Below are 15,926 nucleotides of genomic sequence, written 5' to 3'. Positions count from 1 at the left end.
ACATGATGTGATACACTGCGCGCATTTGTCATTACTCCCCCTCCATATGGGTAATTGGGTGGAAAACCCCATTTGAAAAATGTTTATTTTTGTACCAAAATTAATTAGATCCTATAGGTCAAATGGAGGTAGTCATGAGCAGGGTAACACAGTTTAAGAAAGGTCCTGGGAAAGGGGCGTCTTCTAAGGGATCTTCCATTCAAATTAATCGTTCACAAAACCCTTTTTTAAGTTTGCAAAACGAAGTGGACAGATTATTTAATGACTTTACCGAGTTTTTTTCTCCAACCAAATTCAATTGGGGACAATTTGAAAAAATGGATCTTTCCCCTTCAATGGATATCGTTGAGGATCAAGAGCATTTCTGCGTTCAGCTCGAAATGCCCGGGATGGATGAAAAAGACATTAAAGTCTCAATATCAGACAATATACTCACTATTAGTGGGGAAAAATCTGTTTCTAAAAAAAATGAAGGTAAAAGATATCTTTCCCGAGAAATCAGCTTCGGGAAGTATGAACGCTCTATTTCCTTACCCTCTACCGTGGATTTAAATAACGCGAAAGCAACCTTTAAGAAAGGAATGCTTTGGGTGGAATTGCCCAAAAAAGCGGAATCTAAAACCGGTATTCGAGATATAAAAGTTGAACAGACCAAATAGTCCAGGAATAATCCCATAGAGTGTTGACTATGGGATTATTTATTTATCTAGGCATTAATCCAGAATATACGGACTAAAATATATAAGATGGTCATTCCCACAATAGGAATTACGAGAAAAGCAAGAAAATTATAAAATCCTATCCTGTTTTCCGCAGAGGAATTATAAAACTCTTTGAATTTTTTCCATAAAGTCATTTTTAGTACCTTATTGATTAAGCCCTGGCTTACAGTTTAAAAAATCAAAGTTATCTATCTGTGCACCAAATTGCACGCTTGCTTGCACCAAGACATCGGTAATGATGGCTTCAATGAGCTCTGCAAGAGGATATTCTTTGTAATGCCTCATTGTCCTGACCTGCTTTTCCAGGTTCTGGTTCACAAAAAGGTGGGGAGTGGCATGAGCCAATTGATATTGGCCTAAGCCGATTTTACTGGTTATTAACTCCAGTGCGTGAGGATGTGATTCAGTAATACCCGATTGAACCTCTTGCAGTACAGATTCAAGAGAAAATTCAAGTTTTAGCAAGTGAGCGCTTAACTCCGCCAATTGATAGATTTTGTCTACATAGCTGGGCTCGTCCCCCAACATTAAAAATTTCATGGCAAAAGCTGCTGCGGATTTCACCTGTGATAAATTTGCAGTTTCCTTGGTAGCCTCTGTAAAAAGGGCTTCCAGGGAAAACTCGGATTGACTTGCATCAGTCTTACTTTGCACGATGGGCTCCAAAGCAGGATTAAGAGGAACGGGTCCGTTCTATAGCGCAACTTCAATAAAAATTATTGCTCATTATGAGTTTCATATAAACAGAAGTAAAGAACATTAAAATTAACAAAGTTCTATTGGTTAACCTTACCCTACTCTCCCCTATGGTATACTCAGTTATTTTGAACTGTTTTAGTGAGTTGTTCAATTGATTACGCATCAGGTTGATCTTCGTTCCTACCAAACTGAAACGTGCAGTCATGCTCATGATTTTGCCCAATTGGTGCTGCCTCTTTCGGGCACCATGGAGCTGCAAGCAGGCCATTATTCCGGAATAGTGAATCAGGATGTGGGTGTTTTTATTGCGCCCAAGGAACGCCATTGTTTTGCAGGAAGTCAAAACAACCTTTTTTTAGTGGTAGATGTTGCTGCCCGAAAGGTGCCTCACAACAACTCTCATGCATTTAACTTAACTCCCAGCCTAAAAAAACTCATCCAGTTCACTCATTTTTATTTAGCAGCTGATGACGGGGATTTATTTACGGAGTCTCTAATTAATCCACTGCTTGTCCATCTTGCTACAAAATCATTTGCCCCCAAGCTGGATCAGGTGGTGATAAAAGCTAAAAACTGGATTGATTTTTATTTTGCAGAAGCCGTAAATGTGAGTCACGTCGCCAAGCACTGTCATCTGAGCGTGAGCCAGTTACAGCGTCGTTTCAAACAAACGTTGGGTTACAGTATTGCAGAGTATTGGCGATTGAAAAAATTAATGCAGGCAAAGCAGTTGCTTTTGTCGAAAAATAGTTCTATTGAAGCTGTAGCCCTTGCTGTGGGCTATGAAAATGTTCCCGCTTTTAGCCGACGGTTCAGTAAGGTTTATGGTGAATCGCCTTTCCAATGGAAAACAAAGGCGTTATCGGCAAAAAAGATGCGTGAATTGGATAACTCCTAGTGAAGCCACTATTGATACACTGCGGATTCAGTTTCATTTTTTGACAGTGATCATGAAAAAATCAAATGTTTATTATGAGGGCATGTTATTTCTAATCCTGGCGCAAGTCATGGTAGGGGTGAATATCGTTTTTTCCAAATACGTGCTTGCCTCAATTCCGGTTTTGCTTGTATTAACCCTTCGCTTTACTTTGGCGGCGATGATTTTACTCCCGTTGCACTGGTTTAGTCCTGCTAAGAAGATGACGGTGAGTTATTATTTTCTTCAACTAAAAAAGCGCGACTGGTTTTTTATTGGGGCGCAGGCGTTATCTGCAGGCGTATTATTTAATTTTTTTATGCTATGGGGTCTAAAGGGCACGGATGCACATGTAGCCGGGATTATTAGCAGTGCTTTACCTGCCATAATTGTCCTCATGTCCTGGATTATTCTCGGTGAAAAAATTTCAGGAAAAAATGCCATTTGTGTGTTTTTTGCAACCTTGGGATTAATCATTATAGCGTGCACCAAAATAACAGGAGTGCAAGTAAATCATTCTTTTCGGGGTGATGTCCTGGTTTTAATTTCTCTTTTACCTGAAGCGGCATACTATATCTTAAATAAAATGCATCCCAATACGCTTCCAGTTTTTTTAATTTCTTCATTGCTCAATGCGATTAATGCCATTTTGTTATTAATTTATTTGGGCTTTAATGTCCTGGATGAGGTAAGCATCCGCTTTGGGGATGGATTAATTTTGCTTGTTTTGGGATTGAGTTCGGGGCTTTTTTACGTTTTTTGGAATATGGGGTGCCAAAAAGTGGATCAGGTTATGGCTTCATTATCCACAGCGGTGATGCCGTTAGCTACAGTCCTCATTGCCTGGGTTTTTTTGGGTGAACACTTGACTTCTGTTCAGGCAATTGGAATGGGGATGGTTATTTTATCTATCGCAGTATCTGCAAAACGGTAAGCGGCTTAATTTAACAAGAGGGGACATCTGCATGGATTTATTTTGCAACATTGCTTCCCCCCAAGTTATGATGTTCCATGATTTATTTTTATTTTAATTTTTTATGCCTCATTTGCTTTTGGAATTAAGTAACAATATCAAGAACACAGAGCATTTAAATCAGTTGTTTACTCAGCTACACCAGGTGCTGTCTGAAAACTTGCCTACCCCGTTATCAAACTGCAGGAGCAGGTGTATTGTTCATCCCATGTTTTTTATCGGTGATCAGAGTGAGTACCATGCTTTTGTTCATTTAACGCTCAAAATACTTGCGGGCAGGGATGAGGCTAAAAAAAGAAGCATAGGCCAGAAGCTTTTTGATTTATTGGATAAGTTTTTTAGAACGGACCCGTCCGGGTTAAATATTACTTTATCTGTAGAAATCCGGGATTTGGATCCTGTTTATTTTAAAGGCTAGAGTGTTTCAAACTTGATGGAATAACGGTGATTTTCTATGAATGCAAAAAAGGGATGGGAACATTTTTTCCATGAATCAGATATCGGGGTTAGAGGGTTTGGTGCGACGCTATCTGAGGCTTTTGCGATGGGGGCGCTTGCCCTCACGAATGTTATTACTCGTGCACAGTTAGTCCATCCCCACAAGAAAATTCACATATCGTGCGAAGCTCCGAATCAGGAAATTTTATTTGTTGACTGGTTAAATGCCATTATTTATAACATGGCAATCCATAACATGCTGTTTAGTGAGTTTGATGTAACCATAAAAGGTCTGAAATTGACTGCTATAATTGCAGGTGAACCAGTAGATATTCATCGACATCAACCAGCAGTCGAGGTCAAAGGTGCTACATTCACTGAATTAAAAGTGGATCAAGGCGATAAGCTTTGGGTGGCTCAATGTGTAGTTGATGTATAACCGTTTCATACCCTCTAGTCAGGCTCTCAGGAGATAAGGCAGGAAACCTATGGACTTAAACCGGTTAGAAAAAATCAGTGACTTTGAATGGCGAATTCCCAAACATGGGAAGATGCGTGTACCGGGAATTATTTTTGCCTCTGAAGAATTGATTCTCAATATGGATATGAAAGTCTATGAGCAAGTTACCAATGTTGCAACCTTACCCGGAATTGTCCGCGGTTCCTATGCAATGCCGGATGCGCATTGGGGATACGGGTTTCCCATTGGGGGAGTTGCTGCCTTTGATCCTGATAATGAAGGAGTTGTCTCTGCCGGAGGGGTTGGTTTTGATATTTCTTGTGGTGTGAGACTCTTATCTACCGGACTGAAGCGTGAGGAGTTTGAACCCTATAAAGAACAGCTCGCGGATGCCTTGTTTGCCCATATTCCTGCTGGTGTTGGCAGTAAAAGCCGTATCAACCTGACCATGAGGCAGATGGATGATATGCTGCTCGGCGGAGCTGTTTGGGCGGTAAAGCAAGGGTATGGTGAAAAAGAAGATTTGGAACGAATCGAAGATAATGGCCGCGTAGAGGGAGCATTACCTGAGCATGTTTCAGAGCATGCAAAAAAACGCCAAAAAAATGAAATGGGTACTTTGGGTTCGGGTAATCACTATTTGGAAATTCAGGAAGTACGTAAAATATATTGTGAAAAAACTGCAACAGCATTTGGTTTGGCAGAAGGGGATGTGGTTGTAAGTATCCATTGTGGTTCACGTGGTCTGGGTCATCAAATTGGAACTGATTTTTTACGCTCCATGCTTATTTCCGCACAACAGCATGGAATACAGCTTACGGATCGTGAATTAGCTTGTGCCCCTATTCGTTCAGCTATGGGAGAAAGCTATCTCGGTGCTATGCGTGCAGGAATTAATTGTGCATTGGCTAATCGGGAAATACTTACCCATTTTATGCGGGAAGTATTTCAAGATGAAATGCCGGGTACCCAAATCAAGCTCATCTATGATGTATCCCATAATACCTGCAAGGAAGAAACACACCAGGTTGAGGGGAAAACGATGCGTTTGTTTGTTCATCGCAAAGGGGCAACACGAGCTTTCGGTCCCGGACATCCGCAATTGGTAAACGCATTAAAAGATGTAGGACAACCCGTTATCATTGGCGGCAGTATGGGCACTTCCTCATATGTTTTAGTGGGAACAGAACTTTCTGAGCAGAAATCTTTTGGTTCTGCCTGCCATGGCGCCGGACGGGCGATGAGCCGGCATCAGGCCACTAAAAAATGGAGGGGAAGCGAGATTATTGCTCAATTGGCCCAACAAGGAATTTTAATACGCAGCAGTTCGTATCGAGGTGTCGCAGAAGAAGCTCCCGAAGCCTACAAGAATGTCGATTTAGTGGTGGATGCAGCACAGCAGTCAGGTTTAACCAAGAAGGTCGCCCGCTTGGTACCTATCGTTTGTGTTAAAGGCTGACCGTTCCTTTTCATGTTCTATCTTATTTCCCAAAAAACTCATGGGAAAAGTGGTTTGCCATAAGTCACTTAATATTAGCTTAAAAATAAATCAGCTATAATTTAAAATGTTGCTTTAGTGAGTGGGAGTTTATATGCCTTTAACTGCTAGATCCTATAAAGGGGCAATTAAAAAATTGAGTGGCCCCTCAAATCATCTCCAGGGACGCCCTGATAGCGTCGATATTGTTGCTTTCGATAGAGAAGGGGCCGAATGGGGGATTTTTTCCAATTATGCAGAAATTCCTATCGAAATGCAGACCCCATATGGAAAAAGAACTTTTCCAACAGTAGAACATTATTTTCAATATCAAAAAGATCCCCAGGATAAAAAATATCTGGATAAAATCCTTGCGGGGGATGCGCAGAATGCCAGAGATTTGGGGCAATCAAAAAAATGGGCGGATTTTAGATTGGCAGATGAGGCAATGCAAAGAGCAATCCAGGAAAAATTAAAAAACCCCAAAGTACAAGATGCGTTGAGAGATACAGGTAATGCCTGCCTTATAGAAGATACGGGAAGCAGAGCCAACAATCAGGATGGTAATTGGGGGTGGAAAAAAGGAGGGACGATTGATTCGTTTGCTAAGACCGGCAATAAGCTTGGCATCCTGTGGATGGAGGAGCGAAATCGTTTGTATCAACAGGATGGCAATTATTCCATGATCGTCAAAAATCCTGCTGAAGTATCGGAACGTGCCCGTGGTGTCATGACCAAAAATTATGGAAACACCGATCTTATTAGCCTTAGTGCCCGCTTGCCTAATGCTGCAAATTCACCAAAAAATACCCCTAAAAATGACAGTTTTCCTTCCTCTCGTGTGAAAAGTTCCCTAAAAGGATTGACCCAGGGGCAAACGGGTCAAGAATCAAGCGCCGCAGTGAGTGCCGTGATTCGCACCATGATGACTGCCAAGGCCCCTTCATCCATAGAACTTCCAATGGTGAGTAAGGGACAAATGAATGGTACATTCAAAATCGCTTTTGATAATCCTGCAGATGCAGCGGCTTTTAAGGGGTTACTGCAAAAGCAGGGATTTGAAACCTCCTATTTTGGTAATGGAGAACGTTATCCTATGCAACATGGAGGAAAAACTTTAAATCATATTGTTCGATTTGAAAACAAAGGAAGCAGCAGCGAAATCCCTAAAGAAGCCCTGGAATTTCTCAAACAAAAATTTAATGATGATGACAAAGTGGCCAGTATTGTGGAACAGATGGGATTTGAACGACCAGCACCAAAGCAATCCATGCACAGGTAAATATTGAAAAGGTGCAAGAAGTACTTTATCGCCATCGTATTGTAATGAAATAAAGAGTTTCAATTAAACCCCAAGCTGTCTTAAAAACAGGCTCTCATTATGGACTATCGCTTTACCTTAAATGCCGTTGCTCCGTTTCGTCTCGATTATACTGTTTTTGCTTTGCGAAGAAGAAGCAAAAACAAGGTTGATCTCTGGGATGGAAATTGTTACACACGAGTATTAATCATAGAAAATACTCCAGTTAAAGTGGTAGTTGAACAAAAAAAAGGAATCAACGATCCCGAATTGCTTTTGCACAGTGAAGGCAGCAAACAAGTCTCTCAAAATCAAATCCATGCGGAGATGGAAAAAATGCTGGGATTAAAGCGCGACCTGCATGATTTCTATTGTCTTGCCGAACAGGATGCCCGGTTGCATCCGCTTGCGCTTCGATTTAAGGGACTTAAGCCGCCGCGATTTCCCTCTGTTTTTGAAGCTTTGGTCAATGCTGTTTCCTGTCAGCAAATCTCTCTGGAGGCGGGTTTGCAAATTCAAAACCGCTTGGTTGAATACCTGGGTTTGAAAATTAAAGGCAAAGAAGAAAAAGTGTTCTATGCCTTCCCAAGACCAACGGAAGTTGCCAATTGCTCTGTCTCTGAATTAAAGAATATAGGCTACAGCACACATAAAAGTGAAACCTTGATCCGGTTAGCGTCTGCATTTATTGGAGAGGAAGCTTATTTTGGAAGTTTGGAAAATAAATCAAATGAGGAGATCATCAATTTTTTATGTGCTTTTAAAGGGGTGGGGCGCTGGACAGCGGAATATGTTTTACTGCGTGGTTTGGGACGAATCGATATTTTTCCAGGTGATGATATAGGCGCACAAAACAATTTATATCAATTGCTGCATCTTGAGAGAAAACCGGATTATAAAAAAATAGCGGAAATTACAGCAAAGTGGCATCCCTATGCCGGTTTTGTTTATTTTCATTTGTTATTACAGCGTTTGCATGAAAAGCAAGCACTGACGTAATCTTATTCATCAAAAAAATCTTCTGTTTTTTCCAGTAAATTTTATATAAAATTAACAACTTAGTTGTGCCGACCAAAATTTTTTATATCACAAGGAAACGTGCTGAATGGAGAATTTACACCAGGATGTGGTTGAGCCAGTCAACCCAGATAAAGTATCCAATGTATTAAAATGGGTTCTTTTAATTACTGCAATCATTTGTTTTGTAGTATTAATTTGGGGTACTTATAAAACCTATCAACTTGCCCCTCCCTTACCCCAGCAATTTCAATTCCCCTCCGGTCAAATTGTGATGAAGGCGGATGATATCGTCGCAGGTAAAGCAGGTTTTCAACGGGCGGACCTGATGGATTATGGAAGTCTTTATGGAATGGGTTCTTATTTTGGGGAAGATTATACCGCCAAATATCTGGTAACCCTGGGAAGACTGACCGAAGATAACATAGCGCAACAGCATTTTGGCAAGCCATTTACGAATCTCGATGCCGGAGGACAATACATTGTACGCCAAATGATGCAGCGGGACTTGCAGCATACTGATCTGAGCAAGCCCGTCAGTATTTTGTCCGAACCAGTCGCCAATGCAATTGTGCAGCTACGTCAGCAAATTGCAAAAACCTTACTTAATCATGATGCAACAACTGGTTGGACTAAAGCATACAGCCTGGATGCTCAAAGCGCGTTACAAACCGCTGACTTTCTTATCTATTCTTCACTGACTACGATAGCGCATCGGCCTGGACAAAACAGTTCATATACCAATAATTGGCCTTATGAACCCACTATGGGAAATAATCCCACTGCAAACACGTTTTACTGGACCTGGGTCTCATTTTGTTTTGTATTCCTGGGCTTTGGAGCCGTGTTGTTTATCTATCATCGATATCTAAGTGCTCCTGATGATGCATTTAAAACCCCAGTATTTTTGGGATTTGAGCCACTAACCCCGAGCCAACGCAAAGTGGGGCAGTATTTTGTGGTGGTTGCCCTGGTTTTACTGATTCAGATTGCTGTAGGCGCCATAATGGCACATTATTATACAGAACGTAATGGTTTTTACGGGTTAAGCATCAATGAGTTTTTACCCTTTAATTTCTTGCGGGATATACATATTCAGACACCCATAGTCTGGATCGCTCTTTCCTGGGTTAGCGCAGGTGTTTTCATGGCTCCGCTTATCAGCAAAAGAGAGGCTAAAAGACAAGGTTTTTTTGTGGATCTCCTGTTTTGGGTCACTTTGTTTATTGTAGGGGGTGCCATTGTTGGAAACTACCTGGGAATTATGGGGTATGTGAATGAGTCCTGGTTTTGGATTGGCAACCAGGGTTTATCTTATCTGCAACTAGGTCGATTATGGCAAATAGGATTTTGCGTGGGCCTCTTTCTTTGGAGTTTTATAGTTTTTCGGGGGATGTGGCCTACCTGGAGTGACTTAAAAACCGCTACTGTGGCATTTTGGACGGGGCGAATCCGGTTAGAGCATCTTTTTTGGGCAAGTACTATAAATATTGCCGTGTTGTATTGTTTTGGAATGATTCCATTAACCGGGATCGAAAAATCGTTCACGATTACCGATTTTTGGCGCTGGTGGGTCGTCCATCTTTGGGTTGAGCAGTCTTTTGAATTCTTTGCTGCATGCGCTACGGCTTATGTATTAATGGGAACGGGTTTAATTTCGCGTGCCCTGGCAGAACGGACCATGTACTTTGAAACCATTCTGGTATTTTTAGGTGGAATTATTGGTACAGGACATCACTGGTACTGGACAGGTACGCCGGATTTATGGGTGCCACTGGGCTCAATGTTTTCATTTATTGAAGTCTTGCCTTTAGTGCTGCTTATTATTGATGCAATCGAACATCATCAATTAATCAAACGCGAACGTGCATTCACGTACAATCTTGCCTATCTCTATATTTTAGGGGCTTCCTTCTGGAATTTTGTAGGTGCAGGAGTATTTGGTGGCGGGACACTTAATGCACCTCTTGTAAATTATTATGAGCATGGAACTTTTCTTACTTTAAATCATGCACATACGGCCTTGTTTGGAGCATTTGGTTTACTGGGATTAGGGCTCATTTATTTTTGTTTACGCTATGCCGCAGGGGATCGTTTTTCCTGGGATGATCGTTTAGGAACCTGGGCATTTTGGCTCTATAACATAGGATTAATCTTATGGATTGTATTGAATTTCTTTCCCGTTGGATGGGCTCAGTTAATGGATGTTTATGAAAACGGTTTCGCTCATTCAAGAAGCCTTGAATTTTATAATACAACTTTGATATGGCAGTGGTTGCGATTTCCCGGGGATGTGGTATTTGCTCTTGGTGCCTTATTTATGGCCTATGATTTTATAAAAAAACTGGGCCCTTTTTTCCCAAGATGGGTAAATGCCAGAAGTTTGGAGCATACAGCCCCTGATGTTTAGGAAACTGTCTCGATGCCAGAGATGTCATTGGACATGCAACACATCCTCTGTAGGAATTTCTGGAAATAATCCGCGCACATCATATAACGCATCATATTGATGTGCGTACTACCCAAATAATCCCCCAACGTTCTTAATGTCATTTTTATTGCTTCAAAGTCTATTCAAATTAAATGCAAATGATAATCATTATCATTGACATTCGGCTTTTATCATGTAATGCTGTTCTAAAATTGCTTATTAAAATGGATAAATGATGATTATGTTTGATGAAATGAGCACGAGCTTACAGTCACACGATATATCATTAAGGTTCTGCGCCAAATGTTTAAAAAAATTTTGCCCCAGTACAGAGCAAGTAAACTCTGATATGGTGAGATTTTTTGTTCCTACTCTGGATGCATTATTTAGAAATCATTTCGCTTATATTGAGTTACCAAAAAAAATGGTTGATATAATCTATCATATTGAAGAGCATTCCAGTATTGACTTATCAGAAATTGCTAGGGTGTTGCATGTTGAGCTGGGGGATTTACCATCCTCTGAAAGAAAGGAGGAGATAAAGTCATTTTACTCCTATTTTTTATTTTATTGAGCAGCGTAAAAAAATTGATGTGTAAATATGTGTAATTCTTAGCGAAAATCAGTGTGCTAACTCCATACCAGACCTGTTACAAACTACGTCATTTGCAACGGGATTCCACGCATCTCGACTGTAATGTCTTTTGTTTTAGCACTCTCCAGAAAATTGTTGATAACCTCCAGCACATCCTTATCGATGTATTTTGAGCGGGTCCCGTCAATGATTACAGAAGCTTTGGGTGGAATTTTTCGAAATTGATGAATGATGCTCCCTTTATTTAAAAAGGACACTTCCTCAGCTAACTCCACGTGGTAAATTATGCCTTCTTCCATAACGATGCTGGTATCGTGTGAATTTAAATAATGGTTACGTAAAATAATAAAGAGGGCTACTGCAAAGCCAATGCTAATACCAAAAAGTAGATCAGTGGCCACAATTCCGACTACGGTAACAATGAAGGGTAAAAATTGCTCCCAGCCTGCTTTAAACATTTCCCTGAACACAGAGGGTTTCGCTAATTTATAGCCAATAATGACTAAAATTGCGGCCAATGAAGCTAGTGGAATCTGATTTAAAATACCAGGGATGCTGAGCACACAAATTAAAATTAGGAATCCATGCAAAATTGCGGATAACTTTGTTCGCGCTCCAAAGGTAATATTAGTGGAACTGCGTATAATTACCTGCGTGATAGGCAGCCCTCCAATTAAACTGGAAAGCATATTTCCCAATCCTTGTGCTTTTAATTCTCTGTCTGTGGGGGTAACTCTTTTATAAGGATCCAGTTTATCAGTGGCTTCAACGCATAGTAAAGTTTCAAGGCTGGCGACCAAAGCGATAGTGGCTGCTATTTTATAAACCTCTAGGTTAGTAAACTGATGAAAATCAGGTAACGTGATTACTTTGCTCATATTGGCAACCCCTTGGAATTCAGGAATTTGCACGAGCTCAGTAGGCTCTAAATGGAACGGGAGCAATCCATTTTTGTACAGCCAGGATAGTAAAAATCCGCATAAAACGACTACCAATGGAGCTTGTAACAGTTCAAAAAGCTTAAATCCCTTATTTAGCAGAAACTGCCATAACAACATTATAAAAAGCGACACAATGCTTATAATGACTACTCCATAATTGATGTGCTCAATCGCTCTTTCAATATAAAAATATTCGAGCCGACCATCGCCTAAATCAGTTAAAATAGGGGAAATATCATAGCCAATCAAATGAGGAATTTGCTTTAGAATGATGATGATCCCAATCCCCGTAAGCATCCCTTTAATTACCGCAGAGGGGAAATAATAAGCAATAATCCCTCCCCGCAAAAATCCGGCTACTACCTGAAAGATCCCGGCAATAAATCCTGCAAATAAAAAGGCTTCCCAAGATCCCAATGATTTCTGAGCCCCGAGTACTATTGCCACCAGCCCGGCTGCCGGACCACTGACCCCCAATGGGGATCCGCTAAGAAAGCCAACAACGGAACCACCCACTATTCCGGCAATTATTCCTGAAAACAAAGGAGCTTCAGATGCCAATGCAATGCCCAGGCATAAGGGTAAAGCAACAAGAAATACTACAATGGATGCTTGTAGATCATATTTGATACTGGAGAATTTTCCTTTTATCATTCAGCCTCCCTGTTTTATTCCCTTATTATAAACAAAAAATCCCATAATTTTCCTAAAAAGGGTGGGATGAAGACCTCCTATCTGAATTTAGATGCCTAGGCCATTTTTATCAAGTTTATTTCAAACTTTAATACGCACCTTGAACAATTTTAGCGTATTGAAAAAGGGTCAGTTTGTATTTAGGGCAGGTTTCTTTCGCTTCATTTCAAATGAAATTTCCCCTCCTCGCTCCAGGATAGCTGTCTTTACTAATTTAAGATCATTGGTTCCGTTTTGCAACCGTAACGATTGCAAGATGTCATTGACAGTAACCCGGGTACAATCCAGATTTTTCTTAACCAATTTTCCATTTTTAATGAGAATAATTTTTTCTCCCTTGATGTATTTCCCGATTTTATGACTTTTATAGGTTAAAAAAGCCATTATTTTATACATTACCACTATAATTGTGCAGACAATAACGGAGGGTAAAAGAGGAATATTATTGACAATAGCTTCCCCTAAAATCGCACCTAAAATAATATAGATAATAAAATCCAGACACGTATGGCTTCCATAAAGGCGCGATAAGTTGGTGCGAAAAATAACAATCGCATATAAGGTAATTAAAATGCCCCGTAAATAAAGTCCATAATCAAAAATTTCGCTTATCCCTAAAAATTTTTCCATGGTTTTTCGGCTTATTTAACGTTTCCTAATTATAGGATGCCAGCGGCCGGTTTCTCAAATGAGATAATAATTTATCTCTCGATTGGATGAGTTTTTATTGTCAGTCACCACACTAATATCATGATGTGAGCTACTATAATTAAAATAAGGAAGAGCAATCCATGAGGAAAATCATGTTTAAAAGAATAGTCTTATTTCTCGCAACTAACCTCGCAATTCTCGTGGTAATCTCTTTTATATTGAGTCTGTTCAATATTGGGCCGTATCTGACCCAATATGGATTAAATTACCAAGCTTTATTAATTTATGCAGGAATTATTGGTTTTACTGGAGCATTTATCTCCCTGTTTATTTCCAAATGGATGGCAATTCATGCTTTTAATGTTCAAATAATTGACAAACCCAAAACTGAGGCTGAATTTTGGTTGATGAAAGAAATAAGGAATTTAAGCCAAAAAAGAAATATCGGCATGCCTGATGTAGGAATTTACGATAGCCCCGAACCTAATGCTTTTGCCACTGGGTGGAATAAAAATAAAGCGCTGGTAGCCGTTTCCTCTGGGTTGCTCAATACAATGAATGAAGAGGAGTTACAAGGAGTTCTGGGACATGAACTCGCCCACGTCGCCAATGGGGACATGGTAACTCTGACTTTAATTCAAGGGGTAGTAAATACCTTTGTAATCTTTTTTGCCCGTGTTGCTGCATTTCTGGTGATGCAGTTTTTCAGAAGAGACGACGAGGAGGGGGTGCAAGGTGGTTTCGTTTACTATAGTGTTGCCCTAATCTTTGAACTGCTGTTTGGAATTCTCGCTTCCCTGATTGTAATGTGGTTCTCTCGTTATCGCGAATTTCGAGCAGACCGAGGCTCAGCAGAATACGTAGGTAGAGACAAAATGATAAAAGCCTTATACCGTCTGCAGGAACTTGAGGATAAAACGCCAAGAGATGAGCGGGCACCGGCATTTAATACTATGAAAATCTCCGATAAAGAAAGTTGGCTTGCTCTTTTTTCCAGCCATCCTCCTTTAAAAAAACGCATTGAGGCCTTACAACAATACTGATAATTTTTTATTAGGTCCTTGGCATTTTTAATCTTCAGGCACTCAAAGGTTATTGCCAGGGAAAGTGCCGAACAATGAAGTTTTTGTGATAATCATGGTGACCGTTTACTTTAAACTATTTTTTGTTACAGAGGACTTCGTTTAACGTACTTAAGTTGCCACATAAATTCCTGAGTTCAGACCTCCCAATGATTTTAATCGAGCCCGAGTGTGCTTTCATTCTCATCTTCCTCTTTTGTATTTACTTTTATGGTTCCATTTAAGCTTAGGGGGGATGTATAAGTGCCAGAAATCTGGGAGGTTTTGAAAAGCGAATAATGAGTCGGTAATTTGTAGGTTACGGGAGAGGGGGGAGTGTGGATCTTGAAAGCTTCTTCAATGGTCTGGCAATCTTCCTCGGTTTTTTCTTTAAAGTGTCCTACACCAATAACCCATAAATTAAAACTTTGAGGTACTGATTGGATCCAGGAATAAAATTTTCTTTCGCTTTCGAAGTAATGCTCCTCAAGCGGATAAATACATTTCCCCTGATTGAAATTTTTCTCAGTTAATAAAACCACCTGTTGAATTCCGAATTCTTTCAAGCGATCCCAGGCAGGTAGTTTCTCTTCCTCAATTTCAGTGAAGCCATGGTTGGGCTCAAGAATTAAACCCAATGAAGAATCATGCAGTTGCGGCGAATGTAATAACAATTCGTCCCGGGGTAAAGAATCCTGTAACTGATCCATAATTCTTATTTGTGAGGTTTCATCAGACACGATGGACAATTGCCAGATGCAGTCAATCCCATGCATATATAATGCATTTGCTACAGGCGCTTCATGCCCGGTAAAGTTAATGAACAATGTATGATCAAGGCCTTGACGGGCATCCAGTGCAGCTAAAACAGCAAGGGTAGTGTCTTTAATTTTTTTATCTATGGCTTGGGGGATGAAATGCCGGCCCTTAGGTATTACATCCGGCGAACTACTAAAATGAATATAATGTATTTCTGGGCCAAGTTTTGATAATACCTCTTCTGAGGGTTTTATCCGTTCTAATAATTTTTTTAAATTATGAATTGGTGACCGTCTGGATTCCTTATCTGGGTTTGAGTTGTTTTTTTGCACGGGGGGATTTTGTAAGGCCTTCATCTTTTCGGTAATTATTTTCAGTCGGCTTAATTCATCAAGAGGAATTAAGAAAGCATATTTCCCTTCGATGTTTTCTACGGGAACACCTAGAAATTTTTTAAAGAAATTATCCCTTAAAATATATTTATTATTTCTGCTTGCCTTGATGTCCTGCTCAACTGGGGTAGAAACCAACACGCGGTTTTCTGCTTCTAAAAATTCAATTTTATCCAGATAACAGTTGAAATCTGCTGTTTCGTCAATAACTGCATTTAAAGCGTCTATTATCAGCTTTACTTCAGGTCTCATAGGGTTTTTCATCCCGGAGTAGAATGCCTGGAGAGCAATAAATACACTATGGCTCGGACACTCTTGTGTGTACACTAATAACTATTATAGGATAAAAAACAAACAATCTTATCTCGCCATCTGTGAAATTTATACTAGAAAAACAGAAA

At 40.2% G+C, this 15,926-nt stretch carries 16 protein-coding genes; 11 read left to right on the top strand and 5 right to left on the bottom strand.

Going from position 1 to position 15,926, the window contains the following annotated elements; all coding sequences use genetic code 11:
- The first annotated feature begins 134 nt into the window (after positions 1–134).
- Positions 135–659: an Hsp20/alpha crystallin family protein gene (locus KYQ_RS08735; protein WP_010652950.1), complete on the top strand. Its 525-nt coding sequence runs from the start codon at positions 135–137 to the stop codon at positions 657–659.
- 47 nt (positions 660–706) lie between these two features.
- Here KYQ_RS08735 and KYQ_RS19315 read toward each other — a convergent pair whose 3' ends face one another.
- Positions 707–856, bottom strand: a complete 150-nt coding sequence (locus KYQ_RS19315) for a hypothetical protein (protein WP_010652951.1) — start codon at positions 854–856, stop codon at positions 707–709.
- A 10-nt stretch (positions 857–866) separates the two neighbouring features.
- Positions 867–1,376, bottom strand: a complete 510-nt coding sequence (locus tag KYQ_RS08725) for a hypothetical protein (protein ID WP_010652952.1) — start codon at positions 1,374–1,376, stop codon at positions 867–869.
- A 196-nt stretch (positions 1,377–1,572) separates the two neighbouring features.
- Between KYQ_RS08725 and KYQ_RS08720 the strand changes: the two genes are divergently transcribed.
- From KYQ_RS08720 to KYQ_RS08680, 9 genes are all read left to right on the top strand, one after another.
- The gene (locus KYQ_RS08720) at positions 1,573–2,319 is read left to right on the top strand and encodes an AraC family transcriptional regulator (RefSeq protein ID WP_010652953.1); all 747 of its coding nucleotides are present in this window, start codon (positions 1,573–1,575) and stop codon (positions 2,317–2,319) included.
- Positions 2,320–2,371: 52 nt separating this feature from the next.
- Positions 2,372–3,271: a DMT family transporter gene (locus KYQ_RS08715; RefSeq protein WP_231294531.1), complete on the top strand. Its 900-nt coding sequence runs from the start codon at positions 2,372–2,374 to the stop codon at positions 3,269–3,271.
- 103 nt (positions 3,272–3,374) lie between these two features.
- Positions 3,375–3,728 (top strand): 5-carboxymethyl-2-hydroxymuconate Delta-isomerase, encoded by a 354-nt coding sequence (locus KYQ_RS18885; RefSeq protein WP_081465855.1) that lies wholly within the window; start codon positions 3,375–3,377, stop codon positions 3,726–3,728.
- Positions 3,729–3,764: 36 nt separating this feature from the next.
- Entirely contained in the window at positions 3,765–4,187 is a 423-nt protein-coding gene (locus KYQ_RS18290; RefSeq protein ID WP_010652956.1) for an archease, read from the top strand.
- Between the two features lie 49 nt (positions 4,188–4,236).
- Positions 4,237–5,667, top strand: a complete 1,431-nt coding sequence (locus KYQ_RS08700; protein WP_010652957.1) for an RtcB family protein — start codon at positions 4,237–4,239, stop codon at positions 5,665–5,667.
- A 133-nt stretch (positions 5,668–5,800) separates the two neighbouring features.
- The gene (locus KYQ_RS08695) at positions 5,801–6,967 is read left to right on the top strand and encodes an NADAR family protein (protein ID WP_019349880.1); all 1,167 of its coding nucleotides are present in this window, start codon (positions 5,801–5,803) and stop codon (positions 6,965–6,967) included.
- A gap of 99 nt (positions 6,968–7,066) precedes the next feature.
- The gene (locus KYQ_RS08690) at positions 7,067–7,984 is read left to right on the top strand and encodes a DNA-3-methyladenine glycosylase family protein (protein WP_019349879.1); all 918 of its coding nucleotides are present in this window, start codon (positions 7,067–7,069) and stop codon (positions 7,982–7,984) included.
- Between the two features lie 106 nt (positions 7,985–8,090).
- On the top strand, positions 8,091–10,412 hold the full coding sequence (locus KYQ_RS08685) for a nitric-oxide reductase large subunit (RefSeq protein WP_019349878.1): 2,322 nt from the start codon (positions 8,091–8,093) through the stop codon (positions 10,410–10,412).
- 262 nt (positions 10,413–10,674) lie between these two features.
- Positions 10,675–11,007: a hypothetical protein gene (locus tag KYQ_RS08680; protein ID WP_231294530.1), complete on the top strand. Its 333-nt coding sequence runs from the start codon at positions 10,675–10,677 to the stop codon at positions 11,005–11,007.
- Positions 11,008–11,090: 83 nt separating this feature from the next.
- On the opposite strand, the gene KYQ_RS08675 is transcribed toward KYQ_RS08680, so the two are convergent.
- Both KYQ_RS08675 and KYQ_RS08670 read right to left on the bottom strand, forming a co-directional pair.
- Complete coding sequence (locus KYQ_RS08675) at positions 11,091–12,623, bottom strand: SulP family inorganic anion transporter (protein ID WP_010652962.1); 1,533 nt, start codon at positions 12,621–12,623, stop codon at positions 11,091–11,093.
- Positions 12,624–12,791: 168 nt separating this feature from the next.
- On the bottom strand, positions 12,792–13,292 hold the full coding sequence (locus KYQ_RS08670) for a DUF421 domain-containing protein (protein WP_019349876.1): 501 nt from the start codon (positions 13,290–13,292) through the stop codon (positions 12,792–12,794).
- A 173-nt stretch (positions 13,293–13,465) separates the two neighbouring features.
- Here KYQ_RS08670 and htpX point away from each other — a divergent pair, with 173 nt between their 5' ends.
- Positions 13,466–14,356, top strand: coding sequence for a protease HtpX (gene htpX, locus KYQ_RS08665; RefSeq protein ID WP_010652964.1), 891 nt, complete (start codon positions 13,466–13,468; stop codon positions 14,354–14,356).
- A gap of 194 nt (positions 14,357–14,550) precedes the next feature.
- Here the strand turns inward: htpX and KYQ_RS08660 are convergent, their stop codons facing one another.
- Positions 14,551–15,777 (bottom strand): hypothetical protein, encoded by a 1,227-nt coding sequence (locus tag KYQ_RS08660; RefSeq protein WP_019349874.1) that lies wholly within the window; start codon positions 15,775–15,777, stop codon positions 14,551–14,553.
- Between the last annotated feature and the right edge of the window lie 149 nt (positions 15,778–15,926).

The organism is Fluoribacter dumoffii NY 23, assembly GCF_000236165.1.
Classification (GTDB): domain Bacteria; phylum Pseudomonadota; class Gammaproteobacteria; order Legionellales; family Legionellaceae; genus Legionella; species Legionella dumoffii.
Note: the sequence above shows the minus strand (reverse complement) of the source record. Positions and strands in the feature narration are given on the sequence as shown.

What these genes read in the sequence shown, in the direction of transcription:
- KYQ_RS08700 (WP_010652957.1), top strand. Translation starts at nt 4,237, where the DNA reads ATGGACTTAAACCGGTTAGAAAAAATCAGTGACTTTGAATGGCGAATT.
- KYQ_RS08695 (WP_019349880.1), top strand. Translation starts at nt 5,801, where the DNA reads ATGCCTTTAACTGCTAGATCCTATAAAGGGGCAATTAAAAAATTGAGT.
- KYQ_RS19315 (WP_010652951.1), bottom strand. Translation starts at nt 856, where the DNA reads ATGACTTTATGGAAAAAATTCAAAGAGTTTTATAATTCCTCTGCGGAA.
- KYQ_RS08660 (WP_019349874.1), bottom strand. Translation starts at nt 15,777, where the DNA reads ATGAGACCTGAAGTAAAGCTGATAATAGACGCTTTAAATGCAGTTATT.
- KYQ_RS08715 (WP_231294531.1), top strand. Translation starts at nt 2,372, where the DNA reads ATGAAAAAATCAAATGTTTATTATGAGGGCATGTTATTTCTAATCCTG.
- KYQ_RS08685 (WP_019349878.1), top strand. Translation starts at nt 8,091, where the DNA reads ATGGAGAATTTACACCAGGATGTGGTTGAGCCAGTCAACCCAGATAAA.
- KYQ_RS08735 (WP_010652950.1), top strand. Translation starts at nt 135, where the DNA reads ATGAGCAGGGTAACACAGTTTAAGAAAGGTCCTGGGAAAGGGGCGTCT.
- KYQ_RS08675 (WP_010652962.1), bottom strand. Translation starts at nt 12,623, where the DNA reads ATGATAAAAGGAAAATTCTCCAGTATCAAATATGATCTACAAGCATCC.
- KYQ_RS08690 (WP_019349879.1), top strand. Translation starts at nt 7,067, where the DNA reads ATGGACTATCGCTTTACCTTAAATGCCGTTGCTCCGTTTCGTCTCGAT.
- KYQ_RS18290 (WP_010652956.1), top strand. Translation starts at nt 3,765, where the DNA reads ATGAATGCAAAAAAGGGATGGGAACATTTTTTCCATGAATCAGATATC.
- KYQ_RS18885 (WP_081465855.1), top strand. Translation starts at nt 3,375, where the DNA reads ATGCCTCATTTGCTTTTGGAATTAAGTAACAATATCAAGAACACAGAG.
- KYQ_RS08680 (WP_231294530.1), top strand. Translation starts at nt 10,675, where the DNA reads ATGTTTGATGAAATGAGCACGAGCTTACAGTCACACGATATATCATTA.
- KYQ_RS08670 (WP_019349876.1), bottom strand. Translation starts at nt 13,292, where the DNA reads ATGGAAAAATTTTTAGGGATAAGCGAAATTTTTGATTATGGACTTTAT.
- htpX (WP_010652964.1), top strand. Translation starts at nt 13,466, where the DNA reads ATGTTTAAAAGAATAGTCTTATTTCTCGCAACTAACCTCGCAATTCTC.